This window comes from Lysinibacillus sp. EB106-09-02-XG168 (assembly GCF_058791475.1).
Genome location: NZ_JBYTDN010000003.1, coordinates 3,701,466 through 3,724,602 on the forward strand (window position 1 = coordinate 3,701,466; position 23,137 = coordinate 3,724,602).

At 34.7% G+C, this 23,137-nt stretch carries 21 protein-coding genes; 9 read left to right on the forward strand and 12 right to left on the reverse strand.

Going from position 1 to position 23,137, the window contains the following annotated elements:
* Positions 1–126 precede the first annotated feature (126 nt).
* From thiI to ezrA, 4 genes are all read right to left on the reverse strand, one after another.
* A complete protein-coding gene (gene thiI, locus AC3WSO_RS18815) occupies positions 127–1,335 on the reverse strand; it encodes a tRNA uracil 4-sulfurtransferase ThiI (RefSeq protein WP_492532940.1) in 1,209 nt (402 codons plus the stop codon).
* 2 nt (positions 1,336–1,337) lie between these two features.
* Positions 1,338–2,492 (reverse strand): cysteine desulfurase family protein, encoded by a 1,155-nt coding sequence (locus tag AC3WSO_RS18820; RefSeq protein WP_492532941.1) that lies wholly within the window; start codon positions 2,490–2,492, stop codon positions 1,338–1,340.
* 317 nt (positions 2,493–2,809) lie between these two features.
* The gene (locus AC3WSO_RS18825) at positions 2,810–3,283 is read right to left on the reverse strand and encodes a GNAT family N-acetyltransferase (RefSeq protein ID WP_492532943.1); all 474 of its coding nucleotides are present in this window, start codon (positions 3,281–3,283) and stop codon (positions 2,810–2,812) included.
* Positions 3,284–3,652: 369 nt separating this feature from the next.
* Positions 3,653–5,353 (reverse strand): septation ring formation regulator EzrA, encoded by a 1,701-nt coding sequence (gene ezrA, locus AC3WSO_RS18830; RefSeq protein ID WP_492532945.1) that lies wholly within the window; start codon positions 5,351–5,353, stop codon positions 3,653–3,655.
* Between the two features lie 189 nt (positions 5,354–5,542).
* Here ezrA and hisJ point away from each other — a divergent pair, with 189 nt between their 5' ends.
* Together hisJ and AC3WSO_RS18840 are read left to right on the forward strand one after the other, a co-directional pair.
* Positions 5,543–6,340: a histidinol-phosphatase HisJ gene (gene hisJ, locus AC3WSO_RS18835; protein WP_492532946.1), complete on the forward strand. Its 798-nt coding sequence runs from the start codon at positions 5,543–5,545 to the stop codon at positions 6,338–6,340.
* A gap of 20 nt (positions 6,341–6,360) precedes the next feature.
* Positions 6,361–6,840, forward strand: a complete 480-nt coding sequence (locus AC3WSO_RS18840; protein WP_492532947.1) for a GAF domain-containing protein — start codon at positions 6,361–6,363, stop codon at positions 6,838–6,840.
* A gap of 181 nt (positions 6,841–7,021) precedes the next feature.
* On the opposite strand, the gene AC3WSO_RS18845 is transcribed toward AC3WSO_RS18840, so the two are convergent.
* Positions 7,022–8,902, reverse strand: a complete 1,881-nt coding sequence (locus AC3WSO_RS18845; RefSeq protein WP_492532949.1) for a sensor domain-containing diguanylate cyclase — start codon at positions 8,900–8,902, stop codon at positions 7,022–7,024.
* Positions 8,903–9,360: 458 nt separating this feature from the next.
* On the opposite strand from AC3WSO_RS18845, the gene rpsD reads away from it, so the two are divergent.
* Complete coding sequence (gene rpsD, locus AC3WSO_RS18850; protein ID WP_492532950.1) at positions 9,361–9,963, forward strand: 30S ribosomal protein S4; 603 nt, start codon at positions 9,361–9,363, stop codon at positions 9,961–9,963.
* 266 nt (positions 9,964–10,229) lie between these two features.
* Here the strand turns inward: rpsD and AC3WSO_RS18855 are convergent, their stop codons facing one another.
* The 3 genes from AC3WSO_RS18855 to AC3WSO_RS18865 all read right to left on the reverse strand — a co-directional run bounded on the left by AC3WSO_RS18855 (position 10,230) and on the right by AC3WSO_RS18865 (position 11,329).
* Positions 10,230–10,424: a hypothetical protein gene (locus AC3WSO_RS18855; protein WP_492532952.1), complete on the reverse strand. Its 195-nt coding sequence runs from the start codon at positions 10,422–10,424 to the stop codon at positions 10,230–10,232.
* A gap of 206 nt (positions 10,425–10,630) precedes the next feature.
* Positions 10,631–10,804 (reverse strand): tyrosine-type recombinase/integrase, encoded by a 174-nt coding sequence (locus tag AC3WSO_RS18860; protein ID WP_492534418.1) that lies wholly within the window; start codon positions 10,802–10,804, stop codon positions 10,631–10,633.
* A 138-nt stretch (positions 10,805–10,942) separates the two neighbouring features.
* Positions 10,943–11,329, reverse strand: coding sequence for a phage NrS-1 polymerase family protein (locus AC3WSO_RS18865; RefSeq protein WP_492532954.1), 387 nt, complete (start codon positions 11,327–11,329; stop codon positions 10,943–10,945).
* A 534-nt stretch (positions 11,330–11,863) separates the two neighbouring features.
* Here AC3WSO_RS18865 and AC3WSO_RS18870 point away from each other — a divergent pair.
* Positions 11,864–12,406 (forward strand): sigma-70 family RNA polymerase sigma factor, encoded by a 543-nt coding sequence (locus AC3WSO_RS18870; protein WP_492532955.1) that lies wholly within the window; start codon positions 11,864–11,866, stop codon positions 12,404–12,406.
* Between the two features lie 2 nt (positions 12,407–12,408).
* A complete protein-coding gene (locus AC3WSO_RS18875; RefSeq protein WP_492532957.1) occupies positions 12,409–13,434 on the forward strand; it encodes a DUF4179 domain-containing protein in 1,026 nt (341 codons plus the stop codon).
* A gap of 1,268 nt (positions 13,435–14,702) precedes the next feature.
* On the opposite strand, the gene AC3WSO_RS18880 is transcribed toward AC3WSO_RS18875, so the two are convergent.
* Complete coding sequence (locus tag AC3WSO_RS18880) at positions 14,703–16,370, reverse strand: methyl-accepting chemotaxis protein (protein WP_492532959.1); 1,668 nt, start codon at positions 16,368–16,370, stop codon at positions 14,703–14,705.
* Between the two features lie 624 nt (positions 16,371–16,994).
* Here AC3WSO_RS18880 and AC3WSO_RS18885 point away from each other — a divergent pair.
* Positions 16,995–17,843, forward strand: coding sequence for a hypothetical protein (locus AC3WSO_RS18885; protein WP_492532961.1), 849 nt, complete (start codon positions 16,995–16,997; stop codon positions 17,841–17,843).
* A 273-nt stretch (positions 17,844–18,116) separates the two neighbouring features.
* Positions 18,117–18,641: a helix-turn-helix domain-containing protein gene (locus AC3WSO_RS18890; protein ID WP_492532963.1), complete on the forward strand. Its 525-nt coding sequence runs from the start codon at positions 18,117–18,119 to the stop codon at positions 18,639–18,641.
* A gap of 247 nt (positions 18,642–18,888) precedes the next feature.
* Here the strand turns inward: AC3WSO_RS18890 and arr are convergent, their stop codons facing one another.
* The 3 genes from arr to AC3WSO_RS18905 form a co-directional block, all read right to left on the reverse strand.
* On the reverse strand, positions 18,889–19,305 hold the full coding sequence (gene arr, locus AC3WSO_RS18895; protein ID WP_492532965.1) for an NAD(+)--rifampin ADP-ribosyltransferase: 417 nt from the start codon (positions 19,303–19,305) through the stop codon (positions 18,889–18,891).
* Positions 19,306–19,472: 167 nt separating this feature from the next.
* Complete coding sequence (locus AC3WSO_RS18900) at positions 19,473–20,303, reverse strand: CPBP family glutamic-type intramembrane protease (protein ID WP_492532967.1); 831 nt, start codon at positions 20,301–20,303, stop codon at positions 19,473–19,475.
* Between the two features lie 3 nt (positions 20,304–20,306).
* On the reverse strand, positions 20,307–20,894 hold the full coding sequence (locus AC3WSO_RS18905; protein ID WP_492532969.1) for a TetR/AcrR family transcriptional regulator: 588 nt from the start codon (positions 20,892–20,894) through the stop codon (positions 20,307–20,309).
* A gap of 169 nt (positions 20,895–21,063) precedes the next feature.
* Between AC3WSO_RS18905 and AC3WSO_RS18910 the strand changes: the two genes are divergently transcribed.
* Both AC3WSO_RS18910 and AC3WSO_RS18915 read left to right on the forward strand, forming a co-directional pair.
* Positions 21,064–21,246, forward strand: a complete 183-nt coding sequence (locus tag AC3WSO_RS18910; protein ID WP_492532970.1) for a hypothetical protein — start codon at positions 21,064–21,066, stop codon at positions 21,244–21,246.
* A 583-nt stretch (positions 21,247–21,829) separates the two neighbouring features.
* Positions 21,830–23,035, forward strand: a complete 1,206-nt coding sequence (locus AC3WSO_RS18915; RefSeq protein WP_492532972.1) for an iron-containing alcohol dehydrogenase — start codon at positions 21,830–21,832, stop codon at positions 23,033–23,035.
* The last annotated feature ends 102 nt before the right edge of the window (positions 23,036–23,137 follow it).

Consider the following 23,137-nt stretch of genomic DNA (forward strand, 5'->3'; position numbering starts at 1 on the left):
AATGTGCGATTTTAGATTTTTAATACAAAAATATTTCAGGTAAATTGTACCTCATAAGGAAATGGACTAAAAAAGCCGACTCAAAATGTACTTTTGAGTCGGCTCTTATGAATTCGCAAGTTTCTTCTATAAAAGATCCGCAAATTTATCGGCTTCTTGTTCTTTTTTCGGGAAAATGTAAACTTCACGGTTTTTCACTGCTCGTTCGATGAGTTCATCAAAATCCGAGAAGCTTTCGTAATGCTCAACCTTTTCAAGCTTTGGCTTTGTTTTTGGACTTGCAGGAGTAAAAATTGTACAGCAGTCTTCAAATGGCTGAATAGACGTTTCGTATGTGCCAATTTTCTCTGCAATATCGATAATTTCTAATTTATCTGACGAGATTAATGGACGTAAAATCGGTGTGTTCGTTACAGCATTAATAGCTGTAAGGCTTTCAAGAGTTTGACTCGCTACTTGCCCCAGACTCTCACCTGTAACAATAGCTAATGCGCCAATGTCTTCACGTACTTTGTCAGCAACTTTTAGCATCATACGTCGAGTAGTTGTCATCGATACATTAGAAGGTACTTTTTCTTTAATAAGAACTTGAATTTCAGTGAAAGGAATAACATGTAAACGTATACTCGCTCCGAATTTCGTTAATTCATTAGCAAGTACCTTTACTTTTTCCAATGAATTTTGGCTTGTGTATGGTGGGCTAAAGAAGTGAATCGCTTCTAAGCGCACTCCTCGTTTCATCATTAAATAACCGGCAACTGGACTATCGATACCACCTGAAAGCATTAATAAAGATTTACCATTCGAGCCTACAGGCATTCCACCTGCACCCGGAATAACTTGTGCCATCATATATGTTGCATCATGACGCACCTCTACACGAAGTTCGATATCAGGCTGCTTCACTTTTACTGATAAATTTTGATATTGTGGTAATACATAACCGCCAATTTCGCGTTGAATGGCATGTGATTCTAACGGGAATGTTTTATCTGTGCGCTTTACTTCTACTTTAAATGTAAGCTGTTCATTTTTAAATGTATCCATAATTGTTATGGCTAGTTTTTTCATGGCTTCGATATCTTTTTCACATGCAGCCACAGGACTAAATGATTGAATACCAAAAATTTTAGGTAATCCTTTTAATAGTACGTCCATTTGTACTTCATCTTGAATGGCTATAAACATTCGATCACGTTCTGTGCGAATGTGTAAATGTCCTAAATCCGCAAACGCATGACGAATGTTCTCTCGTAAACGGCGAATAAAATCCATCTTGTTGCGGCCTTTTGTAGAAAGCTCCCCATATCGAATTAAAATTTCTTTCCAAATCATTTTTAAAATTCTCCTTTAAGTTCCGTCAATACTTCATCTAATACTTGTTTAAACTTTACAATATCTTCATCTGTTACATGCGCACCAAAGCTTATACGAATAACACCATTTTTAAAATGCTCATCGATATTTAGAGCTTCAACAACATGACTTGTTTTTGTTTGTTTCGATGAACACGCACTCGACGTCGAAACAATTACATTGCGTTTTTGCAATGCATTGATAATGACTTCACCTTTTAAGTCGCGAATACTAAAAGATAAAATATGTGCTGCTCCTTTTGGTGTTGATAAAATATGCACTTCATCTCCATACCCACGTAATTGAGTACATATTTCTTCATACCATTGACGATATTTTTTTGAACGTTCATTCATCGTCTCTATCGCTATTCGGGCTGCTTTTGATAAGGCTACGGCTTGTGGTACAGCTACTGTTCCGCTACGTAAACCAAATTCCTGCCCTCCGCCAAGTGCATACGGTTGCCATTTCATTTTTTTACGGAATGCGAGTACACCTGAACCTTTAAAGCCATGAATTTTATGACCAGATATAGAAATACAGTCTGGACCATCGTCATCGTTAAATGATATCGGTAACTTCCCGAAGCTTTGTATAGCGTCTACGTGAAAAGCCGCACGACTCGATTCATGAATAATTTTTGCAGCTTCAAAAATTGGTTGAATCGCGCCCATTTCATTATTTACATGCATCACACTTACTAAAATGGTATCCTTCCGCACTTTTGCGCGAAGCTCCTCTAAAGAAATAACTCCGTTTTCATCTACTTGCAAGTATTCCACATCAAAACCGTCTTGCTCAAGCTGCTTCACAGATTCTAGGACAGATGGATGTTCAATTTCAGTTGTTAAAATATGATTCCCTTTATGTGTGTTGCTACGTGCTAAACCAAATATAGCCGTGTTATTGGATTCAGTACCACCTGATGTAAATAGCACATTTTTTGCTTCTGTTTGCAAAATATCTGCTACTTGCTCACGTGCACGCATTAATAATTCGTTTGATTCAACACCCATTGCATGAATGGAAGCAGGATTTGCATAATACTGCTCATTCACTACCATAAATGCTTGCATAACCTCTTTTATAGGTTTTGTTGTTGCACTGTTGTCTAAATAGATTGTATTAACTTCCATTATTATCACACACTTTCAAAACGTTGATTTAACGGTATTTATCATAACGCAATCTTCAGCGATTGACTACTAACTTTAACAATTATCCTAATATAATCACTTATTTGTTTGCTTTTAATGTGAAAAAACACCCTTTTCAGAGTGTCATCTAAAGACTTGCTATGAACGTTTCTAGCTAAAATTAGTGTTATTTCGCTTATCATTTTTATTGAGAGATTTTTTGAATTTGTCGATAAACTTTATTAATTTATCGAATACAACTTTGGATTTATCACCCAACTTTTAAAATTCACCGACATTTGACCACGTTTTTTAACTTAAGCTTTCTTCATTGTTATAAATTCAGTTGAAGCTGTGAAATCCATGACTTTTTTAAAGCCTAATTTTTCATATAGGTGAATGGCTCTTGTATTAAAGGTAGCTACTGTTAAACGAAGTGGACAATTTTTTTCTTGTTGTAGATTTTGTAGATGATTTAAAACAAATGAAAAAAACTCTGCACCATAACCTTTTCCTGTTAACTCGGGCTTCATTCCTATTCCAACATCAATGCATTCGTCTATATATGCACCATAGTCATGTCCTTTAGGTACTTGTGCAGATGTTCCTGTACAGAAAAAACCTACTAGCTCTTCTTGATCATTGACAATAGAATAATACGGACTTTCAAGAAATTCTTTTAGAGATTCGTCGCAAAGTTCATTATTGTAAAAATCATATGGTTCTTCATATTTCCAATTTAATATATCAGTCGCATGCATTTCATTCATTTCCCGACTATAAAATTGCATGTTGAACACCTCTATTCTCTATTTTCTTCATTTCGAATTAAAAATAATTAAAGTTCCCTCCTCTTTCTAACACATCTTCATGAAGTCTGAAGAAGCTACTCATATATATACAATTGAGTAACATGACAGGAGGTACTGCTTGATTGATTGGAGTGGAGGCTGGCAGAATCTTCGGGGATCAACGATAGAGGAACGGAAATCAACCCCTCGCTGTATATATAAAAGTTTTAGATATACTTAAAATCAAAGGAATCCCCCTTCAAATATTTAAACCTCTTCATCTGGAGAAACATCGTCCTTAATAAAAAGCTGTCTAAAAAGTAATACTAGACCTTTTAGACAGCTGCTGTAATTTCTTATTATACTTGACTATTTTGACATTGTTTCTTCTGCCACAAGTTCTTGAATTCGCTTTAAAGCACCCGGCTCCATTTCTTCAACTGCTGTTCCAGCCTCTTCTAATGCTTTGGAATAACGGAATTGATTGAAAGATCCTTCTGCTTCTTTTAAACGAGAATTCAATTTTGGATTTGTTGCACGATGACGATTACCGTACTGAATAATGCGCTCAATCAGCATTACATTTTCAATTAATTCATGCGACTTCGCTTTTACATCTTCTACACAAAGTGTTGCGGCATTTAAATTATTATGAACTGTTCCCATGTTGAGAGGCACCTCTTGCAGGCTTTGCATAACTAAATAAATATGCTCTGCTGCCTCATCTAGACGGGCATCCATCTCTTCAGGGATACCTGGAATATTAGCCTTATTCAAAAGACGATCTGTTTCTTGTAATGTTTTCTTTAAGTTTTCTACTTGCGTGCGAGCCTTGTTTTCATCAATTCGTAGCTTCTTCATCGTATTTGACAAATGACCTTGCTCCTCATGAATCCGTTCTAGCTCATCGCTAATTTCAATCAATTCTTCCTGCAAACTTGAATATGCAGATTTTTCTTCTCTAACACGCATTGCCAATAAGTCATATCGGCGTTGTAAAGCTTCTAATTGCTTTAATGCAGCTTTTGGAATTTCAGCATCTTTTTCATTTAAGCAATAACTTTGCTGTACAAAGGTTGCTTCATCACTTACTAATTTTGTTGAACTAATAACATTGGTAATTGAGCTTAATAAACGATCACAATTTTGGTCAACATAATTTTTAGCAATAACCTCTTTTTCAAGAAGATCGTAAAAATGATCAATCTCTTCATTTATATCCGTAACTCGTGGTTTAACAACATTTAAGTTAAGCTCTGCTAATTCACTTTTTAATGCTACAAATTCTTCTTCAAATTTATTAAGCTCTTCAGTTAGCTCTAAATGTTGTAAATAATAGGATTGCTCTTCCATTTCACGCTGACCGCTTCGTAATTCCTGTACCGCTCCTGGTAGCTTCACTTGCAATTCAGTCAAAATTGTTGGGACATCATTGATATATTCAAATGTCTGTTGTGATTCTTGGTTTAAGCCAATAACAATTTCCCGCGCCTGCAAATAATTCCCTTCACTCGTTAACACATCGAATTCCTCAAACTTTTGAACAAACGTCTCCAGTTTTTTCTCTAGCGCTGGTAATGCTACCCCAAATGAATGCTGGTGCGCTAACAATGTTTTACGTGCAGAACGATAGTATTCTTTTAATTGTTCAATTTCAATACGATTTTTTTCTTCGCTGCCAATTAATTCATTTAGTTCTTCTAAGATTTTATCTTTATCTTGCTCACACTTTTTAATGTAATCTTCTATCTCACGTTCAATTAATGTTGCTTTATTAAAACGAAGTCTATTGATTTGATCCTCTGCATCAAATAAAAGTGAATCAATTTTTGTCATATGTACATCGATGACTTCATCCCAACTATTACGCCATCGTTCAAACATTTCTTCCGTTTCACCGTTCATGTTTAAAGATTTAACTTTTGAAATTTCCTCATTTATGGGATTGTTTTGTATTTGTGATTTTTCATTTTCAAGTTTAGAAATGATTGTTGTATGTTTTCGTCGCATCATAAATCCTACTATCGCTAAAATTAATAGTAGGATAACTGGAATGATGATATACTCCATCGTAAGCCTCCTATTCTACAATAAACGAATTGGCTAGTTGTATTTATTATATACTATGTTATCGCCTTTTGTACTAAAATTTGAGTGTTTTTTGTGTAATTACGCCTTTTAAGAATAACAATAACTTAATTTTTGAACAATATGCGCAAATACAAGTGTATTATCCAAAAATATAAAGGAGTGGTATTTATGAAATGTGACGGCCATGTTCATAGCCCATATTGTCCACATGGTACCTCTGATTCATTTAAGCAGTATATAGAAAAAGCAATCTCTCATGATTTCACAGATATTAGCTTTACAGAACATGCACCATTACCATTGAATTTTGTAGACCCTACACCACAACAAGACAGTGGTATGAATCCAGAATTTTTAATGCCTTATTTTGAAGATTTACAACGCCTTCAAAAAGAGTACGCACAAGATATTCGCATTCATATAGGGCTAGAGGTCGACTATATTCAAGGCTTTGAACAAGAAACTCGTCAATTTCTTGATACATACGGACACTTTTTGGATGACTCTATTTTATCAGTTCATTTTTTACAATGGGACAACACCTTTGAATGCATAGACTTTTCTCCAGAAAGTTTTATGGCTTTTTCAAAAAAAGTCGGCTCTATTGAGCAAGTGTATAATTTATATTACGATACCGTCCTACAATCCATTAAAGCAGATTTAGGACAATACAAGCCTAAGCGCATTGGGCATCCTTCACTTATTCACAAATTCCAATTAGCACATACGGTAAAGATTGATGATTCTGCGCAAATTCGAAAAGTTTTAGATGTAATGAAGGAAGAAGGCTATGAGCTAGATTTAAATAGCGCTGGATTAAGTAAAACACATTGTCAGGAAACTTATCCACCATTTTCCTTCATAGATTATAGTAAATCTATTGGGCTTCCAGTTGTTTTCGGTTCAGATGCTCATACTGTTGCTGATTTGCATCAACACTATAATGTTATATATCCAAAAAAATAACTTTCAAACGAGGTGCTTTTATGTTTACTCAAATCAATTATGAAGGACCAATTGCCGAGCAATATAATACGTTGGCCAAACAATTAGATGCCCTACTTACAGGAGAAAGCGATCGCATTGCTAATTTAAGTAACGCCACTGCATTACTAAATCAGTTCCTGCCGAACATTAACTGGGTTGGTTTTTATATATTACAAGGAGAGCAACTTGTATTAGGGCCATTCCAAGGCTTACCTGCCTGCGTCAGAATACCAATTGGACGTGGTGTATGTGGAACAGCAGTAAGTAAAGAAGAAACAATGGTCGTAAAAGACGTACACGACTTCCCTGGTCATATTGCCTGCGATGCAGCTTCTCAATCCGAAATCGTGATTCCCTTGAAAAAAGAAGGAGAGATCATCGGTGTTCTTGATATCGATAGTCCAATCGTTAATCGCTTTTCTAAGGAAGATCAAGAGGGATTAGAGCTATTCGCAGAAACCTTACTTTCCCATTTATAAAAAATACCCTGAAATGATTTATTATCATTTCAGGGTATTTCATTGTAAAAAGATGGCTGACGTTTAATTTCGTGAAGTCGATTTTCATTATGAGCACTTTCCTTGTGGCGTCCGATGAGCCACGGTTCCGAAAGAGTTGTCCACCCTTCACCGAGATGTCATCCCTAATTCTAAGAGCGAGTTATTTATTTATTTGATACGGTCGATCATGCATACAAAATCGATTTTTACCACTATTTTTCGCTTCATACAGCGCTGTATCTGCATGTAGGAAAACAGATTGGAACGCTGGACGATACAGTTCATCCCATGTTATGAGACCTGCTGAAATTGTCACCCGAGGATCTGTTGTATTTGGAATTACTGCAACAATTTCTTCAGCCAATTCGATTGCTTCTTTCTCATCAATATTCGGAACATACACAGACATTTCCTCTCCACCCCAGCGTGCACAAATACCACGAGCTCCAATCATTTTTTTTAACTGCACCGCAATCTGCATAAGAATCTTATCACCAATTTGATGACCATACGTATCATTCACACGCTTGAAATTATCTATGTCAATGAGTAGGAACATCCCTGATTGATCATTAATAAGTGACTTTTCTACATACTTGTCTAAATAACTTCTTGCATACAATTTTGTTAAATGGTCTAAATCTACCATTTCTTGGAGTTGATGTCGTAATATTGAGTTTGCAATTGCTAAAGAAGAGTGATGAATTAATGATTGCATTAACTTAAAGCTATCAAACGAAAAGAAATATGGCTCCTTGTGTAACACAATACTAAAGCCATTAATTTTTTCTTCCATTAAAATCGGGATTGCCATAATTGAACGATATTCAATATGAGTAGGGGTTATACGGCTGAAATCTGCAATAAATAGTGGATCGTTGGTACTTTTAAAATGTTGCTCAACATGTTTTATAAATATTTGACCCTTTTCTGTATTAAACAAGGCCGTACTAGCATCCGTCACTTCAAATGTGTCATTATGCTTAAAAGCGAAACAAACTTCCATTGGTTGAAATGATTTCATTAACTGCTTTTGAAGGAAAAGTAACATTTCATTAATGCCTATCCTCATATTTAAACGATGTGATGTTTCATTGATAAGTTGCAAATCACTCACAAGGCGATGTGACTGATGATATAATTTTGCATTTTCGAGCGCATTTCCTGATGTTTGCGCTAGCATTCGTAGAAAATCTTTTTCAGTCGTTGAATAAAGATACGTTGTAGGTGCACTTACTTGTAAAATGCCATAAATAGCTTGTCTTCCTTTAATAGGGGCGTTTAAAACTCGGCAATTCAAATCGCTAGCAAGCTCCGTCGTCAGCTCTCCTGAGACAAAAGCCTCAATAGTCGCAGGCCTTTCAGATAAGTAATCAAAAAGCTTAATATCGATAGTCGTATGGCGGTCTTGATCATTCGATAGTATAAGCTCCACATTAAATTCGGGGAAATTATCCTTAATATTTTTTAAAACGTTTTCTAAAATTAAATCAATATCCATTGTTGAATGAAATAAATCTGTCATATTATACAATTTTCTAAATTGATCTTCATTCACTTTTACTTCATAATTTTCTCTCATTAACTGGAGAACTTTCGTAAGCGTTTCTATACTTTCTTCCCCGTAATCAGAAGTCATAAAGTCTGTCCAAGCATCTGTTGCCTCTACAAGTAGCACACCTATTGGATTTTTACCTTCTATTTGGAAAAGAACCATATCTGTCATCTTCGAATAGGCTTCTTTTTCTTTTAATATATAAGGAATTTTTACCATTTTTTGTTGATAAAAACTAGCTTCAATCATTAACCATGACACAGCATTTAATTTTGTTTCAATTGTTAAAGTAGCCATCTCTTCTACAGGTATCAAACAATTACCTTCAAAACCAAGAAACGCCATATTCACAATTCCAAAATGCATCTTTAGACACTGTTCCAATGGGCGAAAATACTCATTTAAACCAGTTTGTTCTTTAGAACTCACCCAAGTGCTCAAAACATCTGATTTTATATATTTTAGCGTTTGTAAATGGTCTGTCATGAAATCACCTTTTCTATATAACGTACAAATCAATTACTATTAACTTATTGTATATTATACATATTTTGTGTCATTTTGACTATGTTATTCTACTTTACTTTTACATTTTACACCTCTCACTGTATCTTTAACTATTCCAAAATTTCGCATTGTGTACTGAAAGGAAATATTTACTATAGTTCTTTTTTGAAAATAGTTTGTGTTATAATTGACGTCTATGTAATAAGCAGTTACAATGAAATTTGTGTAAAATAAACGCAGCAGTGGTATGAGCTTATTACTGTATTTTATTCCTCTATTTTATTTAGGATAACTAAACAGATTCAAATAGATGGTGTATTGTGTAACCTAACGGCTGCATAGGCGAAAATACATGAAAATAAAATGCGTATAAGAATGGGTACTACTGGTTTTTGTTTTACAACAAAAAAACCAAATTTAAAGGAGGAGACAACAATATGTCTCGTTATACAGGTCCATCTTGGAAATTATCACGTCGTCTTGGTATCTCACTAAGCGGTACAGGTAAAGAAATCGAAAAACGCCCTTACGCACCAGGTCAACACGGTCCAAACCAACGTAAAAAATTATCAGAATACGGTTTACAACTTCAAGAAAAACAAAAACTTCGTCACATGTACGGCATGAACGAACGTCAATTCCGTACTCTATTCGACCGCGCTGGTAAAATGAAAGGTGTACACGGTGAAAACTTCATGATCCTTCTTGAAACTCGCCTTGACAACCTAGTTTACCGTTTAGGTTTAGCTCGTACTCGTCGTGGATCTCGTCAATTAGTAAACCACGGCCACATCTTAGTAGATGGCAAACGCGTTGATATCCCTTCATACAGCGTAAAACCAGGTCAAACGATTTCTCTTCGTGAAAAATCTCAAAACCTTGCTGTAGTAACAGAAGCAATCGAAGTAAACAACTTCGTACCTGACTACTTAACATTTGACGCTGACAAAAAAGAAGGTACATTCACTCGCCTTCCTGAGCGTTCTGAATTATCAGCTGAAATCAACGAAGCATTCATCGTAGAGTTCTACTCTCGTTAATTAAATTACTCTGCAAAGAGTAGTTTAGAAAACCCTAGAAAGCCTTTTATATCAAGGTTTTCTAGGGTTTTTGCTTTTAATTGACGATGCACAATCATGCATTAATTACTGTTATTTTTGGGCTAATATTGGGGCTTGTTTGGGGCTAATTATAAACGCTTTGGTGGGCATGTTTGTAGGGATGATGAAATACCTAGATTGGGGCTATTTGCTTCAATCTTTTTTTGTTATTACCCACACATTGTAAAGAACCTCTTTGAAGCTCTTCAGTCTTTAGTTATTTGCCGTTTCCTATAAACAATCAAGGCAATAATCGCAAAAATTAAAGCTAAAATACTAGAAGTCAAAAAGAATAAAGATAAAGCTCTCTTTTCTCCCCAGTTGTTAAACGCTTGTGAAAAACCGATAAAAATCATCAAAAAGAATAGTACCAATTGAAACTTTGAAACATCTTTATACAATAGAATCCCCCCTTCTTATTCAATTGTTAATTCTCTTTTACACGATACTAATGCTAAAATATATCGACTTAATTATACATTAATTAACTATTTTTGATATTATTAAATAATTTTTCATAACGACCACTTTAGTTTTAGGGGGACGTGTCCCTTTTTGATCTCGAGTACGTTAATGTTTGAAGCTGGATCACCTCTTTGTGCTGCGGTTAAAAAATCATTGCTGGTGTATTTCCTAAACGTTCGGCAATTACTTTCACATTGACACCTTTGTTTAATATTATGGTGCAATGTGTATGGAGTAATCCATGAAGTGTGATTTCAGATAGATTTGCTTTTTCTACCACACGTCTAGTCATATAAAGTAGTCCAGAATCCGAAATAGTATACTCGAGTCATGCGGACACTAAAATAACCCTAATTTAACCCTTTATCAACCCTAACTAAAAGGATTTTAATATATTTAATGGCCAAATTTCGCAAAAGAAAAAAGCCCCGGAATCCTTGAATTAACAAGTTTTCTAAACTTCATTTATCTGATTGTTTTTCAGCGTTTCTTCATAATGTCTGATTATACCTTTTATTGCTTTTCCACTGGGATCTTGTTCATAAATACCGCGTTTTTTATGGTAATAATAAAGATCTCCATTGATATTTGGATAACGAACAATCGAATACTCCTCTATTATCTTTTTGCCTAGTACGTGATGTAAAAAACTTGTTGTACCATTAGCATTTTTCATAAACCATTCAAATTGTTTCTGAGGTTTTTCTTGTAAAGTAAAAGTATCTCCACATCCATCAATAGCCTTATTTAATAATTCGATTCCATAAGTGACTCCGTTTGTCGGACGATCAAATTTTTCTCGTTGACCTAATACACTTTTTCTAAAAATCGATTCCAGCACAGTACGCTACGGTAAAATAAGTTTCAAACGGTCAAGGTAAATATCCAGTAGCAACAAATCAAGAAGCAACACTTGCAACAAAAGCAGAATTAGCTTTAATTTCAGATGTGGAAGCCGAAATGTTTACAATAATATAAAACTTAATGTATAAAAAACCCATCCAATTATTTCATTTATAACTGTTGTAAGTTTACCAGGAGGGTCACCCGTCACCCCAACCTGTTAAATTAGGAATGAATAAAGCAATCGCCAGGTGCATTAAACCGAATAAAAAAATACCTGAAATAAAACATAACCAAATTTCTGTAAACTCTTTTTCACCAATATAATTTCTTCGAAAAATCAAATTAATTTAAAAAGATTTTTTAATCCTTGATAGCTTTCAATAAAAAAAATCGTATTTAATAGTGAACGATGAAATTCATAGATGCTTCACCTGTTTGTCTTAATGAGTTTTCGGATAAACATTATTTTTATTCTCTGACCATTCAATCAAACTGGTAAGAAGCAACTTAATTTAGAAAGGAGCTAGTTATGAACATACAAGCTGAAAATGTTGTTTATGAACTAAAAAATCACAATGAACATGCTTTACATTACATCATTGAGCAATATGGTGGATTACTACAAAGCATCATCACTAAGCATCTTTTTCCTTACTCAGAGGAAGTTGACGAATGTTTGGATGACACTCTACTCGCTATTTGGCAGAATGGTGAATTTTTCGATGAAGCGAAAGGGTCTTTTAAAAATTGGATTGCGATTATTGCAAAATATAAAGCGCTTGATCGAAGAAAAAAATTACAACGTTATAATGAACGCTACATTTCAACATTAGAATTTGAAGAGTCTTTCACAAATACGGAGAAGACAGAATTAGAAGACGTAGAAGAGCTTTTACAACATTTATCTGCTGAGGACCAATTATTATTTAAAAAATATTATTTAGATAATATAAATTCCAAGAACATTGCGGAAGAATTAAATGTGTCTGTCCCCGTTATACATAACAGACTTTCTCGTGGACGTCATAAACTTCGTGCATTAAAACAAAAATGGATTACAGGGAGGCTATAAGGATGAGTGAATTATTTAAACTTTTTAATCGAGCAAAAATTCAAACAGAACAGTATGATGAAACACCGTTGTCAGATTTAGAAATAGCACGTATAAAAAAACGACTACATCCAAAATTAAAAACTCAACCATCAAAGAAGAAGAAGATTACAGTTTTAAGTGGAGTAGGTGTTGCTATGCTTGCCGCTACAATAGCCATTAATAGTCCAAATGCACTTGCTAAATTGCCGATAATAGGAAATTTCATTGAACAATATATGAATCATCCAGGTGTTAATGATGATATGTATACAACGTATAAAAAAATCATTGGACAAACTAAAGAAAATAAATATGGAAGCTTAACATTAAATGAGGTTATGTTAGATCAAGGACGACTTTTCATTACTACTACTTATCAAAGTAATAAACCCGTTCCAAACTCAGAATACCTTCCCCTGTTCCCTAAAATAAAAATAGATGGGAAGGAAGTAGAGTCTGGAGCAGGAGCAGGTAATAATAAAATCGGTGATCAAACATTTATCATTTATAGTGGGATTAGTATTCCAAATATGGAGCTTTCTAAGACACATAATATTCAACTTTCTTTTGACACATTAGATGATAAAATTAGTGACCCTTGGGAATTTAACTTCACTGCCACAGGTGAAGCCATTGCAGCTAAAACGACAGAAACTATGATCAATCAATCTTTATCCTTGCCTAATGGACAAAAAGTTGTTGTTGAAAAAATTACACAATCACCTATTTCATTAATCCTTTATTACCACATGTTTCCATCCCCTGATAAGTCAATGGACTATGATGTCCAGTTTAGATTATACGATCAGAATAATAATGAGTTAGAGCAATCTTCTGGTCAAACAATGCTTGAAAACTCTACACTTCGATTCCAGAAAAAAAACATGGAACCAATTACAAATATTACACTTGTTCCTCACTCTATTAATGTAAAAAGTGGCGTTCCTAAAAAAGATGTTGTCAAAGTGTTTCATGAATACACAATTACTACACAATTGAACAAATAATATCTACGTCTACCAATCTTGTAAATATAAAAAAAAGAAAACGTCCAATTTAATAGTGGACGTTTCTCTTTTTAGACATTACGTTGTCGCATTATGATGGTTTCCCTGATTTAGCAGAATAACCCCACCAATAATCATAGTAATTCCAATCGCTGAGTAAAGATTAAAAATATCTCCCCATACAACGATACCTACAATGACTGTTAATGCTGTACCTATGCCTGACCAAAAAACTAAACACCCCCGTTAGCCATCCATGTAGCGCAAAAACCAGCGCTACACCACAGAAAATGAAAGATTATTACGTTCTTTCATGGGAGTTGAACAAGAAAAACCGAAAAAGCAATTCTTCCACACATTATCAAATTCAGTTTTTTCTACATTTCAAACCAAGAACAAGAAAGAAACAATAATACGAAAACGACCTTGTTTTAACATCAACAAAATTTTAGAAAACAGCCTTTAATTAACTAAAAAATCTATCTATATGTGAATTTTAACTAAATTCGTACCGTTTATAAAAAGATTGCACCGTTTTATCCCTTTGGATATGGTATCTAAAGGGGTTTTTAAGTGAAAAGGAAAAGAACATTTGAATAAAAAGATCGATAAAAAACTATTGAATGACAATCAATTGTTTCAATAAAGGACCTTTTAATAGAACAAGACTTATTGACTAACCCTAGAGCAAGGTAGAAGGAATTGAAAATGGAAAAGATTAAAGAAATTGTAGCAGAGCGAAGAACCTATACACCTAACCAAAACACTCATTCCCCTTGTTATGCTCAGTTAATTTTGCCTCTTTAAGGAGAACTTTATATTAAAGCAGGGGCACAGGGTCTTCAACTTGAAGGTTGTTTTATTCCCCCTCTTAAACCCTTTAATTATATGAGAGCGAGAAATCGTTGATAACATGGTTCGTGGATAACCTTAATCAACGACATCCACTAGTCTCACATCTCTAATAACTTTTAGGAGGAAATAATTTCCGTACCTAAAAGAACTAGTGTTACACATTCAGACTATACTTCTACAGCTGGCTCGCTTAACACCCCAGCAGCGATACTGATTACAGAGTAATTAAATATAGTAAAGAATTTCTCGTAAAATAAAGGAACCCTGTAGCTTATCGCAAATTCTCCGATGTGCTACAGGGTTCTCTACATATTATTATATAATATCTAAAACAACTTCCTTTCTCATCCTATGTACCATCACTTGTGGTACGGTTCACCGTAACTAGTTAAAGTGCGGTTTTAACTAATAACTTACTTTACACGGAAACGGTCAACACTCTGTTTCAATTCATCCGCCAGCCCATAAAGCATAGCTGCGAAACTGGCTACCTCTTGCATGGCTGCAAGTTGTTCTTCTGATGAAGCAGCGATGTGAGCGGAGTCAGCTGAAGATGAATCTGCGATACCCTCCAGCACTGTTAGTGAAGCCGCAACTAACTCACTTCTTGATGACAGTTGTTCCGAAGCAGCAGATACTTCGTCAATCTGATCGGACACTTTCTGAATCGACTCCACGATCGAACTAAATGTTCGCCCTGCCTTATTCGCAATGTGTGTACCTGCCTGGGCTTCTGTCATTGATTTATCCAAAGAAACCACTGTTTTACTCGTGTGATCGCTGATACCTTGGAGTATGTCAGTTATTTTCTCCGAAGAGATTTTGGACCGTTCAGCGAGTATACGAATTTCTTGAGCTACAACAGCAAAACCTTTACCATGCTCACCTGCTCGCGATGCCTCAATCGATGCGTTAAGTGCAAGCAAATTGGTCTGATTAGCAATGCTACCTATTAATGTAACCATTTCACTAACTTGATCGCTTAATTTCTTCAGTCCATGGATTGCTTCGACCGATGTTTTCAAGTTTTGTTCAATTGTACTCATTTGAGCAACTGTTGTTTCTATATCCTTCATTCCTGCATTTGCGCTATCTGCTGTAACCGAAGCCAGTTCTGAGACGACGGAGGATGCATCTACGATTCTATGAATACCCATTCCCATCTCTTTCATTGATTGTTGACACTCATTAGTATGACGAAGTTGTTCATCGAGCCCAGCAGCAATGTTTTGAATGGCACCTGTGATTTCTTGTGTAGCTTCTTCGGTCTGGGCAGCGCTTTCTTGTAATTGAGAAGAAGATACAGCAACTTCATTCGAAGAATTTTGTATGTTATGGGTCAATACCCGAAGTCCGCTAATCATCTGATTAAATGAACTTGCAGCCTTACCAATCTCATTATGGTTCAGTACAGGAATTTCAACGGTTAAATCACCTTTCGAAGCATGTTCAGACACTTCAGCTAAATGTGCAAGCGGGCGCAACATTTTACGAAGAATGAATACAACCAACCCGATTAACATAAGTACAAAAAAGATACCGACCGTGATATTCGTCCATAGAATCCGTTGAAGTTCCTTTTTAACAATCCCGTAATCGAAGTCGACACCGAACAACGCAACTGGTTTCCCGCTTCCGTCATTAATCGGCGCTAAATACGAGATGAAAGTTCCACCTTCATCAGTGTAAACATCAGTTAATGTGCTACCGTTTTTCATTGCATCATCGTAACTTTTAAGAAATTCCGAATCTATTTCATATAACGCTCCTAACTCTTCAGCATATTCGACTGGATCCCGTCCATATTCTGAGTTATATAAGTATTCTTTGCCATCCTTCTTGATAATGTCCGGTGTTAATAAATAGACATCCACTACCATATGATTGGAGTTCATAGAATTCAAAATATTTGGGAGTTCCTCGAATGATTTTCCCTCTAATGGTTGATGCTCAAGAATTGTCTTCGTTGCTTCGGCAACAAGAGGTTCATTTTGTTGAGTTATGGATTTGAATACTTTTCCATATTCTTCAAATTGGCGAAAATACGCTCCACGTTGATCGCGTATGGACAGGGAAATCATTAATCCGATTACGATAATTATGAGGGCGGAGAGAAATAACGAGCTCGTAAATACTAAACTTCTAGATTTTGCTTTTTTAGAGCGCTTAGTTGTTCTCCTGGTATTTAATAATTTTTTTCTTCCAATCAAGGGTAAACCCATTTTCATTACACCTTCTATTTTAGCTTTTATCTATAATAATACACATAGTTGCGATTAGATCCCCGCTTCACACAAATATTGTAATCCTTTTTATTGTGGTAGATTGCTTAATATTCATAGTAATACACAGTTTCAAATCAACCAGTTATACATAAATTATACAATTATAAAATATTTGGAGCAAAGTTTATTTTAGTTCTCCCTTTATCCCTCGTATGTTCATCAAAGTTAGCAGCAAAGGTATTGAGCTATATTAGAAAATAATTCAAATTTTTTTTACTTGAATTTCGCTGTCAGGAAAGAGCCAGGTTTTTCTATAACAATTTCAGTCGGATAAAATTTAATAATAATTGAGGATGTATTTTCATAATCTCCATGTGTCAGAATCCCCTCGTTTATTGCAAAAAAACAAAATGGATACAGAACGCTTCCTATGCTAAAATATTTATTTGTACTTTATCAATACTTCCTAAGGAGAATGCAATGTTAAAAATCAAATATTTACCACCAATAACTTTTCCTACTGTTTTAATAGGTGCGATCATTATGCAAGTAAACGATATTCCAAAAAGTATTTGGTTACAAAATATTATCGTTACAATACTTTTCACCTTACTATCCTTCATAATGTTTAAAAAGAAAAAAATAAACTCTAATACAAAAACAAAATTCTATTTGCCGATTGCTACAATTGTTCTTTTACTGTCATTGACCTTTTTTGACTCAGGTATAGAGAGCGTCCACAGGTGGATTACATTAGGTCCAATTATTATAAATATATCTAGTGTCTTTTTACCTTTACTACTTATACTACTTGGTACACTTCTATTACAAAATCAATGGTGGTTTTCCTATATAATTGTTCTTACTACATCACTTTTACTAGTTTTACAACCAGATGCGTCAGCTGTTACTGCATTTGTAATATCGACCTTAGTTTTACTCATGTGTAACATTAATAGACATATTATCCGCTTTGTTATGTTGCTTATTCCCTTAACTTTCGTTTTTATTTCTTGGGTTTTTATAGATGATCTAGCACCTGTCCCATATGTTGAAAATATCTTGTTTATGGCAAAGGATTTAGGAATAATCTGGTTTATCATTTCTTTAATTTCACTTTTAATTCTTATAATACCTTTCATATTTTCCCCACCTAAAAAGAGAAAAATAACATCAATTAGTCTAGGTATATACTTTTTCACATTATTAGTAACAACATTTTTTGGAAACTTCCCTGTTATCCTAATGGGATACGGAATTTCTCCTATAATTGGTTACTTTATATCTATCAATTGGCTGCTTCGAAGTAAGCAAGGAGATGTAAACTAATATTATATAATCAAATGGCACTTTTCATAAGAAAGTTTCCTTTAATATTGCCTAATTAGAACGTCCGAAAAATTCAATTAGGTTATTGAATATCTATAAATAGATAGTTAATCTTTTCAATTTGAAGGGATTTCTCTTTTAGATTGGCTTCTTCAACTAAACTGCCACTTTAGCAGTTTAAGGAAAGCCCATTAGATCCCAATTTTTTTTAATAATTAACAGGTAAATAAATGACTATAAACAATAATAAACGCTATTTCCAAGGGGAAACTAATGGTTTACACCCTTGCAACGATGCGGTTCTTTAGTTTTTTAGTGCAAATAAATATACTGTGGATAGGAGTTGATCATATGTATTTTTCTTCAAAAATAAAAGAAGAACGTCAAAAGCATAATATGTCACAACAACAGCTTGGAGAAAAACTTAATATTAGTAGACAATCTATTTCCAAATGGGAACGTGGAGAAAGTTACCCTAGTATTGAATTGTTAATTAAGTTAAGTGACATATTTGATATTACTCTTGATGAATTAGTAAAGGAGGATAATTCTTTGAAAGAGAAACTCATTAAAGATAGCCAAAAATTAGTCTATCCACGGTGGAAATTGTTTTTTGATATTCTTCTAATAATTGGATTTTTAATCATACTAGCTAAGATATTCATTGTATTAGGTAATAAGCTATTTGATTTAAACATTGTGTTCTTACAGGATTCTCTGTTATTTCAAATTGGACCGTTCTTTATGACTATCATTGGAGCAATTGGTAGCGACTCTCTAGCCAAAAAATACAAGTAATTATTTTGGATTTAGAGTTATAATCTAATATAGGAAAGTCCCTTCAAACTATCTGAAGGGACTTTTTCCAGTATATATCTTATCCTGCTTCGTTAGTTCAACAAGGAAAAAGAGCTGCTTACGCAACCCAATTTTCTTCATGTCTAGTTCGCCATTCGTGTTACAAGCTACTCTACTATCAGCTTGTTACCTTCTTGAATTTCCCCATTAGCTCATGTCTTTGGTGGGAGTTGTAGTAATGTAAAAATCAATCGTATATTACATTTTGTCCTTGTTCACTTAACTTTTTTAAAGATGTAAGCATATGATTTATGTCTTCATCGGAATGTCTTTCCCATGAACTTAATTCAGCTATTATTTTCAAAGGAGATTTAGACCTATAAGAACGTGTTGGGTTTCCAGGAAATCGTTTGTCAGTTACGTTCGGATCATTTTCAAAATCACCTAATGGCTCTACAATATAAATTCTCTCTTTAGATTTAGATCTTGCTAATTCAGCACCCCATTTAGCTGCATTTAATGTTGCAGTAAAATATATATGGTTAGATTTTTTATCCTGATAATTGGATAAGTGCAAAGGTTCAAGCAGGTCTCCAATTTTCAGTTCTGCTTTAGTACCATGAAAGAACGGACCGGGATCTAAAATACTTTTTTTGTCATTCATATAAACGCACCCCTTATATTTTTTTGACTTGCGTATAACAGTATAAGGTAAGGAATGGGTGAAAAAGTAGTCTATAAATAATTATCAGATGGAGTTATAATATAAGTAGAGGATAAGATGTTAACTGTATTCAGCCGTTCTTTGAAAGCGAGTTTATAGAACTTGAACTATTTCAGTTGCAGTTGATACTTTTTCCGTTTAGTTCGTAATAAAAGCCCGGCCATTAGGTAAAGCATTGTAGTAATTATGCCTGCTGTGGGAGAAACAAGGAATTCTTTCCCTTGAGCAATTTTGATATAGCCATCAAGAATTAATGGATTCACAAGTGCATCTTCTGTCATATGCATAAGGACAAGTGGCCAAATACTTTTCGTCATTAAATAAATTTCTGTATACATTACTGTCCAGCAAATCATCGTCACAATACCTATTAACGCAAATATCCACCTATTCACTGGAAGCACACTGAGGATATCACTTTCTGATAGGAACACTAAAAAGTACGGCACATGCCAAGCTCCCCAAACACCACCAACAATACAATACAACCAAAAATCATTTACTTTTAACGTTAAAAGTTTACTTGTCAAATAACCTCTCCAAACTGATTCTTCAAAAAAGTTTTTAACAAATTGAATCAGTAAACTGCCAGCAAAAACTGAAATTAATGTATTTAAATTAAAATCCGAAAAATCCATCCAGCCAAATAGATAGCTTACTAACAAAACTATAGAAGTGACGACAGGATAGACTAGGAGCGAGACAATATACCATTTTATGTTACCTTTCAAATTAGGCAATAAGCCTATATCTCGCCAACCATCTCCTGCAAAGACACGTAACAGTATAGTTGTCAGCAGCGGAAATACTAGCCAAATTCCCATCCCAAGTGTGTCGCCCCTAGGCTGTTCAGGGATGAAGCGATCTACAAAAACACCAAGCCAACCACAAAGCAAAACAACAACTATAAAGATTATTAAGTTGCGTTTAGTTTTCATTTTTCAATCCACCTCCCTGTTTTCAAGAATTGAAATAACCCACATCGCATTGGGACAAGGAATCTCGGGATGCAGCGCAATGTATTGAGCGATTCCTTGAATAGAACACCAGAATGCTACTGCAAGCGCTTCAGCATTCCCCTGTTTAATTTCACCTAGCAATTGCCCCTTCTCTATTAATGGAACACTCTTTTTAATTAATTTATCTGCTTCCATAAGCATTTCTTTTAAATCTTCCGACAAGGAATCAAGATGTTGTGCATTCTCCATTAGGACAAACATTTTTGCCGCAGATGGGTTTGTACGGATCATGTCAAACAAATCCTCAGCAGCAGCTGTAAAAATAGCTAATGGTGTTTCATTAGTAAAACTAAAATCCATCTGAAGTCTTTCACACCCTATCCGAATTAGCTCTTCATAAAGCTTTTCTTTAGAGTCAAAATAATGAAAAAGCAACCCCATGCTCATATTAGCAGCTTTAGCAATATCAGCAATTTTCGTTTCACCATACCCCTTCCGAATAAACAAATCTAATGCAGATTGTAAAATTAAGGCCCTTCGTTGTTCTTTTTGTTCATGTCTAATTGCCATTTCCCCACTCCTTTATTGAATATACTTTCATTGAAATATTATTCAATAAAATTTGCAAATATCCCTGAAAAGTGCCCAGAAAATATTAATTAATTATCTATGAAAAATGAACCCTTTTATCTTCACGGAAGTCTAAATAGGAAATATAAGAAATTCAAAGGAGGAAATAATGGGTGTTTCTGAACTTACTGTGCTGATTTTAGTTTATAGTGGCATCATGATTTTTTTCTTAGTTCCCTTTAAAAAGCATCGAAACAAGGAAACAATGCGTCCAATTACTTTTAAAGAAAGTCTGCTGCACATCACTTTTCATAAAAAAGCTTTACTAGCTCTCCTTTTTATAAGCCTTTAGTTAGTAGCTATTTTGTTCAGTACCGAGCAGGAGGTATATCATTTTTATGCTCACAGCGGTTATCCTCCAATCAGTTCAGATTCAAAGGCAATTTTCTATATGTGCGCATTACTCGGATATACGGTCATTCTTTATTTAGCTCTCGCTTTATGGATTTCCTAAACAATTTAAAAAGGAGGGTCTAATAATTTTAAATATCCCCATAAATTATGACAATTTTATGTACTTTAAAATAGTAATTACGCAATAAAAAACAACATAATCACTACTATTATATTAAAAATAAATATCAGTTATTTACTATTCAATACTCCTTTAAAATAGAACACTTTTCCCAAAAATATATTTTACTTTCATAGGAAAATAATTTTCAAAACGTATACAATTCAACACTCTTAGACAATTCAACCTTTCATGATATCAAAAACCCAGCTTTCTTTTTTGTAAAATAATAACATGATTAAAATTAACAATTTTAATAAAAATACGAGTTGAACTTTACCAAGGAATAGAATACTATGAATTTCGAAAGGTGGTTCGCCATCATTCTAGCAATAACAATTATTTTAAAGGGGTTGGAATTATGTCAGACGTTCTAAAGCAATTTGTTATGCCGAAAACAAACTTATTTGGACCTGGAGCAATTCAAGAAGTTGGTAAACGCTTAAATGATTTAGAAGTGAAAAAGACATTAATCGTAACAGATGAGGGCTTACACAAATTAGGTCTCTCTGAACAAATTGCTAACATCATTATAGCTGCTGGAATAGATGTAGCAATTTTCCCGAAAGCAGAACCAAATCCAACAGATCAAAATATTGAAGACGGAATTGCAGTGTATCATGCTGAAAACTGTGATTCGATCGTTTCTCTTGGAGGCGGTAGTGCACACGATGCAGCAAAAGGTATCGGACTTATTGCTTCGAATGGTGGACGCATTCATGATTACGAGGGCATTGACAAATCACAAAACCCATTGGTTCCATTAATCGCTATTAACACAACTGCTGGTACAGCAAGTGAAATGACTCGCTTCACAATTATTACGGATACAGCTCGTAAAGTGAAGATGGCCATCGTGGACAAACATGTTACGCCACTACTATCGATTAATGACCCTGAGCTAATGATTGGCTTGCCTCCTGCTCTAACGGGGGCTACTGGTTTAGATGCATTAACACATGCAATCGAATCATTCGTGTCGACAAACGCAACACCAATTACTGATGCATGTGCAGAAAAGGTACTTCAGCTAGTTCCTGAATATTTACCACGTGCCTATGCAAACGGCGCAGATTTAGAAGCACGTGAGCAAATGGTTTACGCACAATTTTTAGCAGGCATGGCGTTTAATAATGCGTCGCTAGGCTATGTGCATGCAATTGCTCATCAATTAGGTGGTTTCTATAATCTACCACATGGCGTATGTAACGCTATTCTATTGCCACATGTTTGCCGCTTCAACTTAACAGCACGTACTGAGCGTTTTGCAAAAATCGCTGAATTGTTAGGCGAGAACGTTGAAGCGTTAAGTAAACGTGATGCTGCTGAGAAAGCAATTGTAGCAATCGAAAATCTTTCTAGAGATTTGAACATTCCTAGTGGATTCCGCGAATTAGGTGCGAAGGATGAGGATATTGAAATCTTAGCGAAAAATGCAATGTTAGATGTATGCGCTGCAACAAACCCACGTAAAGCAACTTTAGAAGACATTAAACAAATTATTACAAATGCGATGGGCCCTGTAACGAAAAAAGAAGAATCACTCGAAGCTATCGCACTTTCTTAAAAAGTAAGCAAAAGGCATGTCTCTTGTAGGCATGCCTTTTTATTGTGAACAGCATTCGGGCATTGTATGTGACCCCAACACTCGCTATACTTTTCTTAAAAA